General features: G+C 68.7%; 20 protein-coding genes. 12 read left to right on the forward strand and 8 right to left on the reverse strand.

What is annotated here, in order from left to right; all coding sequences use genetic code 11:
* Nucleotides 1-975: an SCO2521 family protein gene (locus ACZ7L6_RS17855; RefSeq protein ID WP_471924832.1), complete on the forward strand. Its 975-nt coding sequence runs from the start codon at nt 1-3 to the stop codon at nt 973-975.
* Between the two features lie 40 nt (nt 976-1,015).
* A complete protein-coding gene (locus ACZ7L6_RS17860; RefSeq protein ID WP_471924834.1) occupies nt 1,016-1,963 on the forward strand; it encodes a DUF6879 family protein in 948 nt (315 codons plus the stop codon).
* A 67-nt stretch (nt 1,964-2,030) separates the two neighbouring features.
* Here the strand turns inward: ACZ7L6_RS17860 and ACZ7L6_RS17865 are convergent, their stop codons facing one another.
* Both ACZ7L6_RS17865 and ACZ7L6_RS17870 read right to left on the reverse strand, forming a co-directional pair.
* On the reverse strand, nt 2,031-2,237 hold the full coding sequence (locus tag ACZ7L6_RS17865) for a DUF397 domain-containing protein (RefSeq protein WP_471924836.1): 207 nt from the start codon (nt 2,235-2,237) through the stop codon (nt 2,031-2,033).
* On the reverse strand, nt 2,219-3,052 hold the full coding sequence (locus ACZ7L6_RS17870) for a helix-turn-helix domain-containing protein (RefSeq protein WP_471924838.1): 834 nt from the start codon (nt 3,050-3,052) through the stop codon (nt 2,219-2,221). The genes ACZ7L6_RS17865 and ACZ7L6_RS17870 overlap by 19 nt, the downstream gene beginning before the upstream one ends.
* Nucleotides 3,053-3,380: 328 nt before the next feature.
* Between ACZ7L6_RS17870 and ACZ7L6_RS17875 the strand changes: the two genes are divergently transcribed.
* Genes ACZ7L6_RS17875 through ACZ7L6_RS17910 form a run of 8 tightly spaced genes read left to right on the forward strand, consistent with a single transcriptional unit; the run spans nt 3,381 to nt 7,070 of the window.
* Nucleotides 3,381-3,596 (forward strand): hypothetical protein, encoded by a 216-nt coding sequence (locus ACZ7L6_RS17875; RefSeq protein ID WP_471924840.1) that lies wholly within the window; start codon nt 3,381-3,383, stop codon nt 3,594-3,596.
* 30 nt (nt 3,597-3,626) lie between these two features.
* On the forward strand, nt 3,627-4,247 hold the full coding sequence (locus ACZ7L6_RS17880; RefSeq protein ID WP_471924842.1) for a DUF1266 domain-containing protein: 621 nt from the start codon (nt 3,627-3,629) through the stop codon (nt 4,245-4,247).
* A 26-nt stretch (nt 4,248-4,273) separates the two neighbouring features.
* Nucleotides 4,274-4,405: a hypothetical protein gene (locus ACZ7L6_RS17885; protein ID WP_471925727.1), complete on the forward strand. Its 132-nt coding sequence runs from the start codon at nt 4,274-4,276 to the stop codon at nt 4,403-4,405.
* Complete coding sequence (locus ACZ7L6_RS17890; RefSeq protein ID WP_471924844.1) at nt 4,402-4,533, forward strand: hypothetical protein; 132 nt, start codon at nt 4,402-4,404, stop codon at nt 4,531-4,533. The genes ACZ7L6_RS17885 and ACZ7L6_RS17890 overlap by 4 nt, the downstream gene beginning before the upstream one ends.
* Complete coding sequence (gene recO / locus ACZ7L6_RS17895; RefSeq protein WP_424855785.1) at nt 4,530-5,276, forward strand: DNA repair protein RecO; 747 nt, start codon at nt 4,530-4,532, stop codon at nt 5,274-5,276. Before ACZ7L6_RS17890 ends, recO begins: the two co-directional genes overlap by 4 nt.
* Nucleotides 5,277-5,300: 24 nt before the next feature.
* Nucleotides 5,301-6,140: an isoprenyl transferase gene (locus tag ACZ7L6_RS17900; protein WP_471924846.1), complete on the forward strand. Its 840-nt coding sequence runs from the start codon at nt 5,301-5,303 to the stop codon at nt 6,138-6,140.
* 28 nt (nt 6,141-6,168) lie between these two features.
* Nucleotides 6,169-6,708 (forward strand): YcxB family protein, encoded by a 540-nt coding sequence (locus ACZ7L6_RS17905; RefSeq protein ID WP_471924848.1) that lies wholly within the window; start codon nt 6,169-6,171, stop codon nt 6,706-6,708.
* The gene (locus ACZ7L6_RS17910) at nt 6,705-7,070 is read left to right on the forward strand and encodes a hypothetical protein (protein ID WP_471924850.1); all 366 of its coding nucleotides are present in this window, start codon (nt 6,705-6,707) and stop codon (nt 7,068-7,070) included. The genes ACZ7L6_RS17905 and ACZ7L6_RS17910 overlap by 4 nt, the downstream gene beginning before the upstream one ends.
* Nucleotides 7,071-7,108: 38 nt before the next feature.
* Here the strand turns inward: ACZ7L6_RS17910 and ACZ7L6_RS17915 are convergent, their stop codons facing one another.
* The 4 genes from ACZ7L6_RS17915 to ACZ7L6_RS17930 are packed head-to-tail and all read right to left on the reverse strand — an operon-like array spanning nt 7,109 to nt 10,242.
* Nucleotides 7,109-7,531 carry a Fur family transcriptional regulator gene (locus ACZ7L6_RS17915; RefSeq protein WP_471924852.1) on the reverse strand — a complete coding sequence of 141 codons (423 nt, stop codon included), beginning with the start codon at nt 7,529-7,531 and terminating at the stop codon, nt 7,109-7,111.
* Between the two features lie 59 nt (nt 7,532-7,590).
* The gene (locus ACZ7L6_RS17920) at nt 7,591-8,493 is read right to left on the reverse strand and encodes a metal ABC transporter permease (protein ID WP_471924854.1); all 903 of its coding nucleotides are present in this window, start codon (nt 8,491-8,493) and stop codon (nt 7,591-7,593) included.
* On the reverse strand, nt 8,493-9,260 hold the full coding sequence (locus ACZ7L6_RS17925) for a metal ABC transporter ATP-binding protein (RefSeq protein ID WP_471924856.1): 768 nt from the start codon (nt 9,258-9,260) through the stop codon (nt 8,493-8,495). The genes ACZ7L6_RS17920 and ACZ7L6_RS17925 overlap by 1 nt, the downstream gene beginning before the upstream one ends.
* A gap of 19 nt (nt 9,261-9,279) precedes the next feature.
* Nucleotides 9,280-10,242: a metal ABC transporter substrate-binding protein gene (locus ACZ7L6_RS17930; protein WP_471924858.1), complete on the reverse strand. Its 963-nt coding sequence runs from the start codon at nt 10,240-10,242 to the stop codon at nt 9,280-9,282.
* Nucleotides 10,243-10,417: 175 nt separating this feature from the next.
* Here ACZ7L6_RS17930 and ACZ7L6_RS17935 point away from each other — a divergent pair, with 175 nt between their 5' ends.
* Nucleotides 10,418-11,800, forward strand: coding sequence for a glycine--tRNA ligase (locus ACZ7L6_RS17935; protein ID WP_471924860.1), 1,383 nt, complete (start codon nt 10,418-10,420; stop codon nt 11,798-11,800).
* A 113-nt stretch (nt 11,801-11,913) separates the two neighbouring features.
* Here the strand turns inward: ACZ7L6_RS17935 and ACZ7L6_RS17940 are convergent, their stop codons facing one another.
* Nucleotides 11,914-13,041: an endonuclease/exonuclease/phosphatase family protein gene (locus tag ACZ7L6_RS17940; protein ID WP_471924862.1), complete on the reverse strand. Its 1,128-nt coding sequence runs from the start codon at nt 13,039-13,041 to the stop codon at nt 11,914-11,916.
* A gap of 190 nt (nt 13,042-13,231) precedes the next feature.
* On the opposite strand from ACZ7L6_RS17940, the gene ACZ7L6_RS17945 reads away from it, so the two are divergent.
* Nucleotides 13,232-13,843, forward strand: coding sequence for a LysE family translocator (locus tag ACZ7L6_RS17945; RefSeq protein ID WP_471924864.1), 612 nt, complete (start codon nt 13,232-13,234; stop codon nt 13,841-13,843).
* A 13-nt stretch (nt 13,844-13,856) separates the two neighbouring features.
* Here ACZ7L6_RS17945 and ACZ7L6_RS17950 read toward each other — a convergent pair whose 3' ends face one another.
* Nucleotides 13,857-14,912: a chitinase gene (locus tag ACZ7L6_RS17950; protein ID WP_471924866.1), complete on the reverse strand. Its 1,056-nt coding sequence runs from the start codon at nt 14,910-14,912 to the stop codon at nt 13,857-13,859.
* Between the last annotated feature and the right edge of the window lie 69 nt (nt 14,913-14,981).

The raw sequence follows: 14,981 nt of genomic DNA on the forward strand, positions 1-14,981 counted from the left end.
ATGACGGCGGCCCCCGGACAGCCCGCGCGTTCCGTCCTCGCCTGCGGTGAGGTGCGCACCTGTCTGCTCCCGTCCTTCCAGGCACTGGACGGCCGGGCCGCCGCCCAGCTGCTGAGGCTGCGCGCCGACGTCCACGTCCGGGTCTCCGAACGGCCCACCATGTACGCCCTGTCTCCGGAGATCCTGACCGGGGTGGACTGCAGGCTGCCCACCTCCAACGGCAGCAAGGTGAGGGCCGTCGGTACGGTGGCTGCCCGCGCGGCGCTGACCGAGGGCCGCCTGGTGCAGTCGACGGCGTACTTCAGCCTCCCGGCCGCCGGGCCCGACATGCGCCGCCCCTGGGGCCAGTACCTCGTCCGGCCGGGCCTGGTGGAACCGTTCGGCAAGCTGCCCCAACAGGCGACCGCCGAGGGCGTGCTGCGCGGCGCCGGACGTGGGGAGCTCGACCTGGGGATGATCGCCGAGGGCCTGCTGGCCCAGCTCCGCCGCCATCCGCTGCTCGATCGCCGGGTGCCCTTCAAGTCCAGCCCCACGAGGCTGCGTTGGGTCGCGCGACGGGTCCCGGAGGGCGAGCGGGCGGCCCTGGTGAACTTCACGGTCGCGGAGGGCGGCCTGCGGACCATGGAGCTACGACTGCCGGACGGGATCCCCGCCGCGGCGGCAGCCGGCCTCTGCGAGGATCTCGCCCTGCACGACTGGCTTTTGACGACAGTTCAGCACATGCTGGACAACAGCCGTCTCGGCGCGGTGGACGGGCCTTCGGTCGTCGAGGCGCTCCATCCGGTCGTGGTTCACCTGCTGCATCTGTGGATGCCGCGGGCGCACGTGGACCCCGCGCTGGGTCACCTGTGGGACGTACTGGAAGACAAACCGGGGTTCTCCCGCCAGTGGGAGAACCTGAGCCGGCGCATCAGAGACCGACTGGCCCTCCAGGCCGTCGCGATGCCGCACCAGGCGCTCAGCGACGCGCGCTGAGGGGCGGCACCACAACCGCAAACCCGACGGGGGATGAGACATGAGCGGAGCACCATTAGGAGCAGGGAACAACGGGCGGGCCGTGCCGCAGGTTCAGCATCCGCGCAGGTCGAAAGTCCTGCTCAGAGTGGTGGTCGCGGGCGTGGCCGGCGCCGTGACCTTCCTCCTGAGCGGTCTGCTGAACCAGGAGGACGACAACCTGTGGGAGTGGACGATGTCCATCGTCCTCGGCTGCGCGGTGTTGATCGTGCAGTACCTGGTGGACTTCGGGGAGCGGTTCGAGAAGGTCGACCGGGGCTTCGCCGAGATCCTCTCCGCGACGGAGTTGTTCAGCCGGGTGGACGGCTCGGTGCTGCGCTCCGAGGAGGTGACCCGGCTGGTCCTCGGGTACACGAAGGTCCGTGAGCAGGGCGGCGACATCATGCAGGCCTTCGCGGAGAAGGAACTCGGCCGCCTCGCCAAGATGATGGAAGGGCTGGGCAGCGGCAGCGCGGAGTGCCCCGGCGAGAACCACGAGTGGCTGATCGACATCACCGACTGCGTCAAGATGACCCTGGACGCGACCAGCACCTCGGTGGACCGGGAGTTCTGGAGCAGTGGGCCCGCCGAGCGGTACCTCGCGGCGCAGGAGAAGGCGATCAAGAGGCGGGGCGTGGAGATCCGCCGCCTGTTCATCGTGCGCACCGAGGACGAGGTCACGCCGGAGCTCAGGGCACTGTGCGACGACCATCGCCGACGGGGCATCGACGCGCGTATCGCGGTGCGGTCGCTGATGGAGTCCAACCCCAGGGTGAGCGACTTCATCGTCTTCGACGGCGAACTCTGCCACGAGACCAAGCCGGACCAGGAGAACAACCCGGACAGCACGTTGCTGAATGCCGAACCGGACCATATCGAGGACCACATCACCCAGTTCAACGACCTGTGGGCGGAGGCAGAACGGCAGGCGGGTCCGGAACCGCAGCCTACGGTTGCTTCGGGGGCGTGAGGAAACGACTAGGCGTGAGCCAAGTCCGCTGCCCAGGTGAGAGGGTCGACTGGAGGGCCCGCCGGAACTACGAGGAGGCTGAAGCGAAGCGGGTGAACTCCGTCCAGGCGGTGGCGCCGATCAGCAGGACGGGGCTGTCCGAGGCGAGTTTGGTGTCTCGGACGGGGATGACGCCGGGGACTCCGTCGGCTACCTCGACGCAGGCCTCTCCGCCGTTGCCTCCGCTGTAGCTGCTCTTGCGCCAGCTAGCGCTGCTCAGGTCGTACTCGCGCATCGTCTGAAGTCCTCCGCCGCCGAGTCGATCAGGGCCAGGGACGCCTCCGGCGACAACGCGGCAGCCCTGATCAGATCGTAAGACGCCCGTGCCCGCTTCACCACAGCCGGTTCATCCAGCAGGCTGCCCGAAAGCACCCCTTCTGTATAGACAGTTGGTGGGGCGTCCTCGAACTCCATGAGCCACATCAACTTACCCATGTCCGGGTGCGCTCCCGCTGCGAACGGCAGCACCTGCAGCATCACCTTGCGCTCCCGCACCAGCTTCGCGATGTGGTCAAGCTGCTGCGCCATGACCGCCGGGCCGCCGACGGGGATGCGCAGGACTGTCTCATGGAGAACCGCCCAATACACGGGCCGTGTAGCGTCCTTGAGGAGCCGCGTCCGGTCCATTCGGCCCTTGATCAGCTCCTCGATGTACTCAGTGCCTGCCAGCGGCTTGTTGGCGAGGAACATCGCCTGCGCGTACTCCCGCGTCTGCAGAAGCCCCGGGACCACCGCCGGTGCGAACTCGCAGATCTCCGTCGCCAGCCGCTCCAGCTCCGCCGCATGCGCGAAGTACTCCGTGTACGGCTGCTCCTTGATGAGCTTTCGCCAAAGCCGCTCGAAAATACCGTCGGTTTGCAGCGCCTCGTCAATCCGCTGGGCGACATCCAATTGCGGCTTTCGAATTGCCTGTTCGAACTGGCCGATATAGCCGCCGGATACGAAGACTCGCGACCCCAGTTCCACTTGGGTGATCCCGGCGTCCTCCCGCCGCCGTTTCAGCTCGGCCCCGAAGAACTCCCAGGCCGCCTGACGTGAACCGTTGGCCATGGCCAACCCCCTTGCCCTGCCCTGCACTTGTAGCGCCCTTTCGGGGCACAGACTCCTGCCGAGTGTAGGCGTCGCAGGTCAGGATGGAGATGAAATGAGTGAAACCCAAAAGGGAGGGGAGCAACGTGACGGCACGACACTCGGCGCGCTGCGTCGAAGAAGCGGAGGAAGCAGTGAAGGAATTGCGGGCGGCACTGGAGAAGGCAGGAATTACGCTCCCGACACTCCGGCTGGACCCGGCGAGTCTTGCGCGTGAAGCTCCATGTCCGCTCGTCGAATTGGGCCGATGCTCGGTCGAGACCGCGCAGCGCCTCGCGGCGAGGCTGCGATGAAGCCACCGATCGGGGCGTACGTGGTCGACACCCGTTCGGGGAAAATCGGCATCGTGATGGGGCACGAGGGGCCGTACGTGCAGCTGAGACCGTACGGCGGCGGCAAGGAGTGGGACGCCGAGCCGCGCAACGTACGGCAGGCCACGCCCGCCGAGCGGCTCCGCGCGGCGACGGCGTACGCGAACGCACGCAGCCGGGGTGAGGTTCCTTGACGTGAGGGCGGGCGCATAGGGTGCGGCGGCATGGGCTTGTGGAGATGGAGGAGGAAAGGCGCCAAGGCGGCCCGCCGCTACCCCGTGCCGCTCACGATGCACCAGCTGTGGATGGTGTCACTGAGCGCGCCGGTGAGCCGGTCCCGGGACGCCTCGCGCACCACGCTGTACCCGTTCGTACGGATCGACGAGGAGGGTGCCCGGCGCTGGTTGGCCGAGCAGTGGGAGATCACCTCGCGTGAGCAGCTGGCCGGCCGGCTCGACGAGCTGTCCCGCAGCGGGTACCGGGCCCGGGCCTACCGCCTCACCGGCGCCGCGCCGCTCGCCTGGGACGCCGCGCTGTACGTCGACATCGCCCGGCGTGGCTTCGCCTGCGGGCTGATCACCGAGTCCGACGCCTGGACCGCGCTGAAGAACATCGTGCCGGCGGTGGCGGGGACGTACGGCTCCTGGCAGGAGTACGCCGATCACTATCTGCTCGGGCGGCAGGTGTGGCGGCAGGGGCTGCGGGGCACGGCGGACTCCGGTTTCCCGGCACCGCATGAGGCCGCCGACGCGCATCTACAGAGTCTTCTTGACCCGGCGAACCGCACCAGCCCGTGGAACATGGCCCCCTGGAACGCCATAAGCCACCCCGACCGCACCCGCTGACCCCCGCCGTACGCGAGAATGAACCCATGAGTCTGTTCCGCGACGACGGCATCGTGCTGCGCACCCAGAAGCTGGGCGAGGCGGACCGGATCATGCTGTGCTGCCCCGGGGGGCAACCCCCGGACTCCCGGCCGGAAACCCGCGGGGGTGTGCGATGAGTCTCTTCCGCGACGACGGCATCGTGCTGCGCACCCAGAAGCTGGGCGAGGCGGACCGGATCATGCTGTGCTGCCCCGGGGGGCAACCCCCGGACCCCCGGCCGGAAACCCGCGGGGGTGTGCGATGAGTCTCTTCCGGGACGACGGCATCGTCTTGCGCACCCAGAAGCTCGGCGAGGCGGACCGGATCATCACGCTGCTCACTCGTGGGCACGGGCGGGTGCGGGCCGTGGCGCGGGGTGTGCGGCGGACGAAGTCGAAGTTCGGGGCGCGGCTCGAACCGTTCTCCCATGTCGACGTGCAGTTCTTCGCGCGCGGGAGCGAGCTCGTCGGGCGGGGTCTTCCACTGTGCACGCAGAGCGAGACCATCGCGCCGTACGGCGGTGGGATCGTGACGGACTACGCGCGCTACACCGCGGGGACCGCCATGCTGGAGACCGCCGAGCGGTTCACCGACCACGAGGGCGAGCCGGCCGTCCAGCAGTACCTGCTCCTCGTGGGCGCCCTGCGCACCCTCGCCCGCGGCGAGCACGCCCCGCACCTCGTTCTCGACGCCTTCCTGCTGCGGTCGCTCGCCGTCAACGGGTACGCCCCGAGTTTCAGCGACTGTGCCAAGTGCGGGATGCCGGGACCGAACCGCTTCTTCTCGGTGGCCTCCGGGGGCTCGGTCTGTGTCGACTGCCGGGTGCCCGGTAGCGTCGTACCGTCGCCGCAGACCCTGGAACTGCTCGGTGCGCTGCTCACCGGAGACTGGGAGACCGCGGACGCCTGCGAGCCGCGGTACGTCCGGGAGGGCAGCGGGTTGGTCTCGGCCTACCTGCACTGGCATCTGGAGCGGGGGCTGCGCTCGCTTCGGTACGTGGAAAAGTAAGCCGTAAGAGGAGACGAGAAGTACATGGCCGTGAGTGGGTTCCTGGGGCGTCGGCGCCGCGAGTACAGGACGCCGGAGCCGCACCCGTCCGGCGCCCGCGCGCCGAAGCTCCCCGGTGAGCTGGTTCCGAACCATGTGGCGATCGTCATGGACGGGAACGGCCGCTGGGCGAAGGAGCGGGGGCTGCCGCGCACCGAGGGGCACAAGGTCGGTGCCGAGCGGGTGCTGGACGTGTTGCAGGGGGCGATCGAGATGGGCGTGGGGGCGATCTCGCTCTACGCCTTCTCCACCGAGAACTGGAAGCGGTCGCCGGACGAGGTGCGCTTCCTGATGAACTTCAACCGTGACTTCATCCGCAAGACCCGCGACCAGCTCGACGAGCTGGGGGTACGGGTACGGTGGGTCGGCCGGATGCCGAAGCTGTGGAAGTCGGTCGCCAAGGAGCTCCAGATCGCCCAGGAGCAGACCAAGGGCAACGACCGGCTGACCCTGTACTTCTGCATGAACTACGGCGGCCGCGCGGAGATCGCGGACGCGGCGAAGGCGCTGGCGGAGGATGTGAAGGCCGGGCGGCTCGACCCGTCGAAGGTGAACGAGAAGACCTTCGCGAAGTACATGTACTACCCGGACATGCCGGACGTCGACCTGTTCCTGCGCCCGAGCGGCGAGCAGCGCACCTCCAACTACCTGCTGTGGCAGAGCGCTTACGCCGAGATGGTCTTCCAGGACGTGTTGTGGCCGGACTTCGACCGGCGTGACCTGTGGCGCGCGTGTGTCGAGTTCGCGTCGCGTGACCGGCGGTTCGGCGGGGCGATCCCGAACGAGGAGCTGCTGGCCATGGAGGGCAGGCAGGGCGACTCCTAGTCACCGGCCGACGGTACGATCCCGCGTCATGGTCATGGACATGGGGCGGGATGCCGTACAGGACGGCGTGGTGGAGCTCGAGTACGAGCCGACAGTGCAGGACTTGACGCAGGCACTGCGGGCGCGGCTGCGCGCCAGCCGGTCGGGGCGGATGCAGCGGTGGCTGCCCGGCGCGCTGGCCGTTCTCGCCGCGTTGCAGCTGGCGCTCATGATCGCCACCGGCGGCGGCGGGTCGTTCGCGCTCGTTCTCTGGTCGCTCCTCGCGGCGGTGCTGGTGGCGGCCACGCCCTGGCTCCAGGCCCGCCAGATACACCGTTTCGCCCAACGGCAGGGCACGTTCCGTGCGGTGGTGTCGGACACCGGGGTGAGCGTCGCCACCGACACCACCACGATGACGATCAGTTGGGCCGCCATGCCCCGCTTCGCGGAGACACCCGACGTGTTCGTTCTGCTCAGCAGCGACAACAAGGCCGTCGGCGTCACGGTCCTGCCCAAGCGCGGTATCCAGGACCCCGCCGGCGCCGACCGCCTCCGCGCGCTGCTCGACCGGCATCTCACCCGCGTATGACCGCAGCCCGTGTCGCGCGTGGCTGCGCGGCGGCGGTCGTCTTCGCCTTCGCGGGGATCGTCGTGCTCTTCGGCTTCGGCGGAACGGTCGAAATGGAGTCGTTCCCGGGGCTGCAGCGGAACCACGCGCCGCTGGTCGTCCACATGCTGGTGTTCGCGGCGCTGCTCGCCGCGGGCGGACTCGCGCTCGCCGGGTGGCGGTCGTACGTAGGGTGGGCGGCCGTCGTCGTCCTGACCGCGCTCATGGCGCTGCGGATGTGGACGCTCACGCCGATGCTGCACTGCTGGTCGTACGACAGCGTGGGGCGGAACGACGACGGCTCCTACTCCTGTGTGAACCGAGGCGACAGTGGTGCCTCATGAGCCGCCGTGCCGGTCGCCGGCCCTCGGCGCGCGGTTCTTCAGTTCTCGGCCGCGGCGGCCGCGCACTCGGCGCAGGTTCCGAAGATCTCCACCGTGTGGGCAACATTCACGTACCCGTGCTCCGCTGCGATCGCGTCCGCCCACTTCTCCACCGCCGGGCCCTCGACCTCGACCGCCTTGCCGCAGACGCGGCAGACGAGGTGGTGGTGGTGTTCGCCGGTCGAGCAGCGGCGGTACACCGACTCGCCGTCGGAGGTGCGCAGGACGTCGACCTCGCCGGCGTCGGCGAGGGACTGGAGGGTGCGGTACACCGTGGTCAGACCGACCGAGTCGCCCTTGTGCTTGAGCATGTCGTGGAGCTCCTGCGCACTGCGGAACTCGTCGACCTCGTCAAGGGCCGCCGCCACGGCGGCCCGCTGCCGAGTCGCACGGCCCTTCACGGGCGGTCCAGCGGTCGTCACCGGTTGCCTCCTCACGTCTGCACTTGCCGGGCCATTGTGCCAGTCCGGCAGGGCGGCAGTCAGACGCCGACCTTCCCGTCGCTTCCCCGGCTGGCCGGAATTGCGCACTCCGCGGGGTCGCCGGCGGGCTGTGCGGCGGCCGCGGCGCGGGCCCTGCGGCGGGCCAGCGGGGCCGCCAGTGCCGTCAGCGCGATGAACGCGCCGATGGTCAGCAGCACGATGGTCGCGCCGGGCGGGACGTCCTGGTAGTACGAGGTCACCGTGCCGCCGATCGTCACCGCGACGCCGATGCCCACGGCGATCGCGAACGTCGCCGCGAAGCTGCGGCTGAGCTGCTGGGCCGCCGCCACCGGCACCACCATCAGCGCGCTGACCAGCAGCAGGCCGACCACCCGCATCGCGACCGTCACTGTCACCGCCGCGGTGATGGCCGTGAGCAGGTTCAGGGCGCGCACCGGAAGGCCCGTCACCCTCGCGAACTCCTCGTCCTGACTCACCGCGAACAGCTGGCGGCGCAGGCCGAGGGTGACCAACACCACGAACGCGGCGAGCAGGACGATCGCCGTCACGTCCGACTCGCTCACCGTCGAGAGGGAGCCGAAGAGGTACGAGGTGAGGTTGGCGTTCGACCCCGTCGGCGCGAGGTTGATGAACATCACGCCGCCGGCCATACCGCCGTAGAAGAGCATCGCGAGGGCGATGTCGCCGCGGGTGCGCCCGTACCAGCGGATCAGCTCCATAAGGACCGCGCCGAGGACCGACACCAGCGTCGCCATCCACACCGGGGACCAGGAGAGGAGGAAGCCGAGGCCTACGCCCGTCATCGCGACATGGCCGATTCCGTCGCCCATCAGCGCCTGGCGGCGCTGGACGAGGTAGATGCCGACGGCCGGGGCCGTGATGCCGACCAGGACGGCGGCCAGCAGCGCCCGCTGCATGAAGTCGTAGTTGAGGAAGTCCATCAGCTCAGCAGTCCCGTCCGGATCGGTTCGGCGTCGTGAGCCGCGTGCGGGTGTACGTGGTCGTGGCCGGGCAGCGCGTGCTGGCCGACGGCCTTCGGGGGCGGGCCGTCGTGCAGGACGCAGCCGTCGCGCAGGACGACCGCCCGGTCGATCAGGGGCTCCAGTGGGCCGAGTTCGTGCAGGACGAGGAGGACCGTCGCGCCCGCCGCGACCTGTTCCCTGAGCGTGCGCGCGAGCACCTCCTGGCTGGCCAGGTCCACGCCCGCCATCGGCTCGTCCATGATCAGCAGTTCTGGCGCGGAGGCCAGGGCGCGGGCTATCAGCACGCGCTGGTGCTGGCCGCCGGACAGGGCGTTGACGGAGTCCTTGGCCCGGTCCGCCATGCCGACGAGCTCCAGGGCGCGCCGTACGGCCGCGTGGTCGGCCTTGCGGAAGACGCCGAAGCGGGTGCGGGACAGGCGGCCGGACGAGACGATCTCCGTCACCGTGGCGGGCACACCGCCCGCGGCCGTCGTGCGCTGCGGGACGTAACCCACCCGCGCCCAGTCGCGGAACCGCCCCCGCGGGGTGCCGAACAGCTCGATCTCGCCCGCGCTGACCGGGACCTGGCCGATGATGCTGCGCACGGCCGTCGACTTGCCCGAGCCGTTGGCGCCGAGCAGCGCGACGACCTCACCGCGTCCCACGGTGAGGTCGATGCCGCGCAGGACGGGGCGCGAACCCAGCTCGGCGCGGACGCCGCGCAGCGATATGACGGGCTCGGTCATGCCGTCCTCCGTAGATTGGTCACTTGGCTCCCAGGGCCGTCTTCAGGGCCGTGAGGTTGGCCTCCATGACCCCGAAGTAGTCGTCGCCCTTGGACTTGTCGGTGATGCCCTCGAGCGGGTCGAGGACGTCCGTCTCCAGGCCCGCGTCGTCGGCGAGGGTCTTGGCGGTCTTGTCGGAGACCAGTGTCTCGTAGAACACCGTGGTGACGCCGTCGGCCTTGGCCTCCTCCTGGAGTTCCTTGATCCGGGCCGGGCTCGGCTCGCTCTCCGGGTCGAGGCCGGAGATGGCCTCCTGGGTCAGGCCGTAGCGCTCGGCGAGGTAGCCGAAGGCGGCGTGGTTGGTGAAGAAGACCTTGCTCTTGGTGTTCTTCAGGCCGTCCGCGAACTGCGTGTCGAGGGCGTCGAGCTTCTTGACCAGCGCGTCGGTGTTCTTCTTGTAGTCGGCCGCGTGGTCCGGGTCCGCCTTCTCGAAGGCCGCGCCGACGCCCTTGGCGACCTCGGCGTACTTCACCGGGTCGAGCCAGATGTGCGGGTCGCGGGCGTGCTCCTCCTCTTCGGAGTGCGCCTCCTCGCCCTCGTGCTCATGGCTGTCCTCGAGGTTGCCGTGGTCCTCCAGCGTGGTGAGCGAGGCGGCGTCGATCTTGGTCTTGACGCCGGACTGCGAGACGGCCTCGTCCACGGCCGGCTGCAGGCCCTTGAGGTAGAGGGCGGCGTCGGACTCCTCGATCTGCGCGCGCTGCTGGGCGCTGACCTCCAGGTCGTGCGGCTCCTGGCCGGGCTCGGTCAGGCTGGAGACCTTCACATGGTCGCCGCCGATCTGCTCGGCGAGGAAGGCCATCGGGTAGAACGACGCGACGACGTCGAACTTGTCCGAGTTGCCCGCGGCGGCGCTGTCGGAGGAGCAGGCGGAGAGAGTGCCGAGGCCGAGAGCCGTGACGGCCGCGATGGCGATCCCGGATATGTGCTGTCGTCGTACGTTCATGACAGTCATTTTCAGCCGTGATGGAAACCATTGTCAACAAGCGTGAGCGGTCGCCCACAGAGCGCTACCGAAGAGGGCCACCGATTTGGTTGAGGGGGATCCCCCGCCGGTACCCTGAAGCATTCGCTGTGAAGCGCCTCGCTTCGTCGCCCGTCGTCGTAATGAAGAGAGCACCGTGGCCGCCGACAAGATCGACACCATCGTCAGCCTGAGCAAGCGCCGTGGCTTCGTATTCCCCTGCAGTGAGATCTACGGCGGCCAGCGCGCCGCCTGGGACTACGGGCCGCTGGGTGTCGAGCTCAAGGAGAACCTCAAGCGCCAGTGGTGGCGGTACATGGTGACGTCGCGCGAGGACGTCGTCGGTATCGACTCGTCCGTGATCCTGGCCCCCGAGGTCTGGGTCGCCTCCGGCCACGTCGCCACCTTCACGGACCCGCTGACCGAGTGCACCTCCTGTCACAAGCGGTTCCGCGCGGACCACCTGGAGGAGGCGTACGAGGCCAAGAAGGGGCACCTCCCGGAGAACGGCCTGGCCGACATCAACTGCCCGAACTGCGGCAACAAGGGCCAGTTCACCGAGCCCAAGCAGTTCTCGGGTCTCCTCTCCACCCACCTCGGCCCGACGCAGGACTCCGGCTCGATCGCGTACCTGCGCCCCGAGACCGCCCAGGGCATCTTCACCAACTTCGCCCAGGTGCAGGTCGCGTCGCGCAAGAAGCCCCCGTTCGGCATCGCGCAGATGGGCAAGTCCTTCCGCAACGAGATCACGCCCGGCAACTTCATCTTCCGCACCCGCGAGTTCGAGCAGATGGAGATGGAGTTCTTCGTCAAGCCGGGCGAGGACGAGAAGTGGCAGGAGTACTGGATGGAGCAGCGCTGGAACTGGTACACCGGTCTCGGCCTGCGCGAGGAGAACATGCGGTGGTACGAGCACCCGAAGGAGAAGCTCTCCCACTACTCCAAGCGCACCGCTGACATCGAGTACCGCTTCCAGTTCGGCGGCAACGAGTGGGGCGAGCTGGAGGGCGTCGCCAACCGCACCGACTACGACCTCACCGCGCACTCCAAGGCCTCCGGCCAGGACCTCTTCTACTTCGACCAGGAGGCCGGCGAGCGCTGGACGCCGTACGTCATCGAGCCGGCGGCCGGTGTCGGGCGCGCGATGCTGGCGTTCCTGCTCGACGCCTACGTCGAGGACGAGGCGCCGAACGCCAAGGGCAAGATGGAGAAGCGGACGGTGCTGCGGCTGGACCACCGTCTGGCCCCGGTGAAGGTGGCGGTGCTTCCGCTGTCCCGCAACGCCGAGCTGTCCCCGAAGGCCAAGGGCCTCGCCCAGACCCTGCGCCAGCACTGGAACATCGAGTTCGACGACGCGGGCGCCATCGGCCGCCGTTACCGTCGCCAGGACGAGATCGGTACGCCGTACTGCGTGACCGTGGACTTCGACACTCTGGACGACAACGCGGTGACGGTTCGTGAGCGGGACTCCATGAAGCAGGAGCGCGTGTCGCTGGACCAGATCGAGGGGTACCTGGCGGGGCGCCTTGTCGGGTGCTAGTTGACTGACGGCCGGCGTCTGCCTGGCTTGTGTGATTCGTCGGCTGCGGGTTCGTCGTGGCTTGTCGCGCAGTTCCCCGCGCCCCTTGAAAGGGGTCGCGGGGAACGTGCGTTTCAGAGGTCCAGGTCGGCGTAGAGGGCTGCGTGGTCGGAGGCTGCGTCGACCCTGGAAGTCACCTCGTCGAAGTGCTTGATCTCCGGCGGCGGACGGTCCCAGAAGATCCCGCGCGTCTCCAGGCCCACGTGCTGGATCCGGTGCCACAACGGCGGCGGGAACAGAAGGTAGTCGATCTTGTTCTCGACTGTGGCGCAGGGGGCGAAGGTGCCGGGAACTCCCCGGTAGGTGGAGTGGCTCATCGCGTCGCGCAGACCGGTGTCCAGCAGTTGCGCGACCGGTTCGCTCTCCGGATGGTCGTTGAGGTCTCCGGCGACCACGACGTACGGGGTGCGCTCCCGGGCTGCCTCATAGATCTCCGCGACCCGCTTGGCCTGGGCCAGGCGCAACACCGGGTCGTCGTTGGACTTGCTCTTGAGATGGTTGCCGAGGAGCACCAGAGGCGTGCCGTTGAGCTGGATCTCGAACTCGGGGCAGTCGCGGCTGAACAGGTGCTCCCCGGGACGCTCCGGAGCGGGGTCGAAGATGTGGGGTCGTACGGACGTGATCGGGTGGCGGCTGAGGAGGCCGACGTCGATGCCGCGGCTGTCGTTGCCGTCGATCAGCATGCTGTAGGGATACGGCCGCCTGCCGAGCGCTCCCTCCAGGATCTGCTTGTTGAAGCGCTCCAGGGTGAGCCGGTCCTCCACCTCCAGCACGAGCAGGATGTCCGCGTCGACCTCGTCGACCACCCGGCCGGTGTTCCGTACCGCTTCCGTGTCGATGTCGTCCCGTACGAGCTCGGCCCAACCGGCCCATCCCCCACGGCCCTTGGCGAGGATCCTGACCTCGAAGTCGGGGTCCTCCGGTTTCCCGTCCGTCCTGAAGAGCTTGCCGCCGCTGAAGCGAGTCTGATTGATGTAGATCGGCGGAGGGTCCTCGGGGTTCAAGTCGTAGGCCTTGTGCTTCTTGATGAGCGCGGAGATCCGAGCCTTGTCGTCAGCGTCGTAGGTCGTCAGGTTCAGCAGGGCGACCAATGTGCTGAAGTCCGCGAGGACTTCGTTCCGCTGGGTCGGATCCGGCAGATTGAAGGCCCTTGGTCGGCGGAAGAGGTTCTCCGCGTTGAAGGTGGCGATACGGACGATCATGGGGCGCCTCCCTCGGGCGGCGCAGGTCGCACCGCGCGGTCGGCTGCAGGCGCCGCCTTGGGTGACTGCACGCCGACAAGGTCCATTCTCCGAGGGGTCGGGAGGGGTGTCCAACGGAGCGGATTGGTCTTGTATCCCGGCTGCCGATTGGCCCTGTGACCCGAGGTGTGGCGGCACAAGGGTGAGGGGCATGAGTCTCGCCTTCCTGCTGACCACCCTCGTCGTGGTCGCCACCCCCGGCACCGGCGTCGTCTACACCCTGGCCGCCGGCCTCTCCCGCGGCCGGCGCGCGAGTGTCGTCGCCGCCTTTGCCTGCACGCTCGGGATCGTGCCGCACATGCTGGCCACCGTCACCGGGGTCGCGGCGCTGCTGCACGCGAGCGCGACCGCCTTCCAGATCCTGAAGTACGCCGGTGTCGCCTACCTGCTGTACATGGCGTGGGCCACGCTCAAGGACAAGGAGGCCATCGCGGTGGACGAGGGCGCCGCGCCGCTCTCCGCGGGTCGGGTGATCGTCCGGGGCGTTCTGATCAATCTCCTCAACCCGAAGCTGACGATCTTCTTCTTCGCGTTCCTGCCCCAGTTCGTGAACCCGGGCGAGGAGAACGCCCTGCCCCGCATGCTGCTGCTGAGCGGAGTGTTCATGCTGGCGACGTTCGTGGTCTTCGCGGCGTACGGCATCCTCGCGGCCTCCGTCCGCAGCCACGTCACCTCCCGGCCCCGGGTGATGGCATGGCTGCGGCGGACCTTCGCGGGCTCGTTCGTGGCGCTGGGGGCGAAGCTGGCGTTCACCGCACGGTGAGAGCCGGTGAGGCTCAACGGCCCTGCAGTGCCTTCACGTTGTCGCCGAACGTCCAGTTCTTCGAGCCGTCCCAGTTGATCGACCAGGTCATCAGGCCCTTGAGCGCGGTGCCGTAGTGCCGCCAGGCCTGGGCGACGAGAGACGGTGACATGTGGCCGCCGCCCGCGCCGGGCTGTGCGGGCAGGCCCGGTACCTGCTTGTCGTACGGGACCTTGATGGTGGTGCCCTGGATGACCAGCCCCTTGTTGAGGCAGTCGGTCTGGGCGACGAAGCCCTCGACGGTGCCGGCGGAGTAGGAGTCGCCGGAGCAGCCGTACATGCTGCCGTTGTAGTACTGCATGTTCAGCCACCACAGGCGGCCGTTGTCGGCGTACTTCTTGATGATCGGCAGGTAGGCGCCCCAGATCGAGCCGTACGTCACGCTGCCGCCCGTGACGTATGCCGTCTCCGGTGCCATCGTCAGGCCGAAGTTCGAGGGCATCTGCGCCAGTACGCCGTCGATGATGCGGATCAAATTTGCCTGGGACGTGGAGAGTTGGCCGATGTTGCCACTGCCGACCAGGCCCGTCTCGATGTCTATGTCGATGCCGTCGAAGTTGTACTTCTTCAGGATCGGGACGATCGTCGCCACGAAGCGGTCCGCGACGGCGGTCGAGCTCAGGTCGATGCCCGCCGCCGCTCCGCCGATCGACAACAGGATCGTCTGCCCCGACGCCTTCGCCGCGCACATCTCCGCCGGGGTCGCCACCTTCACGCCCGTGTCCATGCCGTTCTCCCAGAGCGCCGTGCCGTCGGAGCGGATGACCGGGAACGCCGCGTTGATCACGTTGTAGCCGTGCGCGGGGATGCGGGAGTCGGTGATCGGGGTCCAGCCGAAGGGCGGGTGGACGCCGTTGGCGGCGCCGTCCCAGTTCTCCCAGTAGCCCTGGAGGACCTTGCCGGACGGCTTCGACTTCACGGCGCAGGTGTCGGCGGAGGCTGCGCCGGAGGCGGTGGGCGCCGTGGGGAGCTGGGTGAGACAGGCGGTCGCGAGCGCTGCGGTGAGCAGGCTGAGGGCGCGGCGGATCATGCGGGGCCTCCCGGTGGGGGTGCGGTGAGGTGTGGTGGGCATGACAGTTGCGCGGTCCAGACCTTTAGT

This window comes from Streptomyces sp. NPDC107522 (assembly GCF_055657525.1).

What these genes read in the sequence shown, in the direction of transcription:
- ACZ7L6_RS17855 (WP_471924832.1), top strand. Translation starts at nt 1, where the DNA reads ATGACGGCGGCCCCCGGACAGCCCGCGCGTTCCGTCCTCGCCTGCGGT.
- ACZ7L6_RS17860 (WP_471924834.1), top strand. Translation starts at nt 1,016, where the DNA reads ATGAGCGGAGCACCATTAGGAGCAGGGAACAACGGGCGGGCCGTGCCG.
- ACZ7L6_RS17865 (WP_471924836.1), bottom strand. Translation starts at nt 2,237, where the DNA reads ATGCGCGAGTACGACCTGAGCAGCGCTAGCTGGCGCAAGAGCAGCTAC.
- ACZ7L6_RS17870 (WP_471924838.1), bottom strand. Translation starts at nt 3,052, where the DNA reads ATGGCCAACGGTTCACGTCAGGCGGCCTGGGAGTTCTTCGGGGCCGAG.
- ACZ7L6_RS17875 (WP_471924840.1), top strand. Translation starts at nt 3,381, where the DNA reads ATGAAGCCACCGATCGGGGCGTACGTGGTCGACACCCGTTCGGGGAAA.
- ACZ7L6_RS17880 (WP_471924842.1), top strand. Translation starts at nt 3,627, where the DNA reads ATGGGCTTGTGGAGATGGAGGAGGAAAGGCGCCAAGGCGGCCCGCCGC.
- ACZ7L6_RS17885 (WP_471925727.1), top strand. Translation starts at nt 4,274, where the DNA reads ATGAGTCTGTTCCGCGACGACGGCATCGTGCTGCGCACCCAGAAGCTG.
- ACZ7L6_RS17890 (WP_471924844.1), top strand. Translation starts at nt 4,402, where the DNA reads ATGAGTCTCTTCCGCGACGACGGCATCGTGCTGCGCACCCAGAAGCTG.
- recO (WP_424855785.1), top strand. Translation starts at nt 4,530, where the DNA reads ATGAGTCTCTTCCGGGACGACGGCATCGTCTTGCGCACCCAGAAGCTC.
- ACZ7L6_RS17900 (WP_471924846.1), top strand. Translation starts at nt 5,301, where the DNA reads ATGGCCGTGAGTGGGTTCCTGGGGCGTCGGCGCCGCGAGTACAGGACG.
- ACZ7L6_RS17905 (WP_471924848.1), top strand. Translation starts at nt 6,169, where the DNA reads ATGGTCATGGACATGGGGCGGGATGCCGTACAGGACGGCGTGGTGGAG.
- ACZ7L6_RS17910 (WP_471924850.1), top strand. Translation starts at nt 6,705, where the DNA reads ATGACCGCAGCCCGTGTCGCGCGTGGCTGCGCGGCGGCGGTCGTCTTC.
- ACZ7L6_RS17920 (WP_471924854.1), bottom strand. Translation starts at nt 8,493, where the DNA reads ATGGACTTCCTCAACTACGACTTCATGCAGCGGGCGCTGCTGGCCGCC.
- ACZ7L6_RS17925 (WP_471924856.1), bottom strand. Translation starts at nt 9,260, where the DNA reads ATGACCGAGCCCGTCATATCGCTGCGCGGCGTCCGCGCCGAGCTGGGT.
- ACZ7L6_RS17930 (WP_471924858.1), bottom strand. Translation starts at nt 10,242, where the DNA reads ATGAACGTACGACGACAGCACATATCCGGGATCGCCATCGCGGCCGTC.
- ACZ7L6_RS17940 (WP_471924862.1), bottom strand. Translation starts at nt 13,041, where the DNA reads ATGATCGTCCGTATCGCCACCTTCAACGCGGAGAACCTCTTCCGCCGA.
- ACZ7L6_RS17945 (WP_471924864.1), top strand. Translation starts at nt 13,232, where the DNA reads ATGAGTCTCGCCTTCCTGCTGACCACCCTCGTCGTGGTCGCCACCCCC.
- ACZ7L6_RS17950 (WP_471924866.1), bottom strand. Translation starts at nt 14,912, where the DNA reads ATGATCCGCCGCGCCCTCAGCCTGCTCACCGCAGCGCTCGCGACCGCC.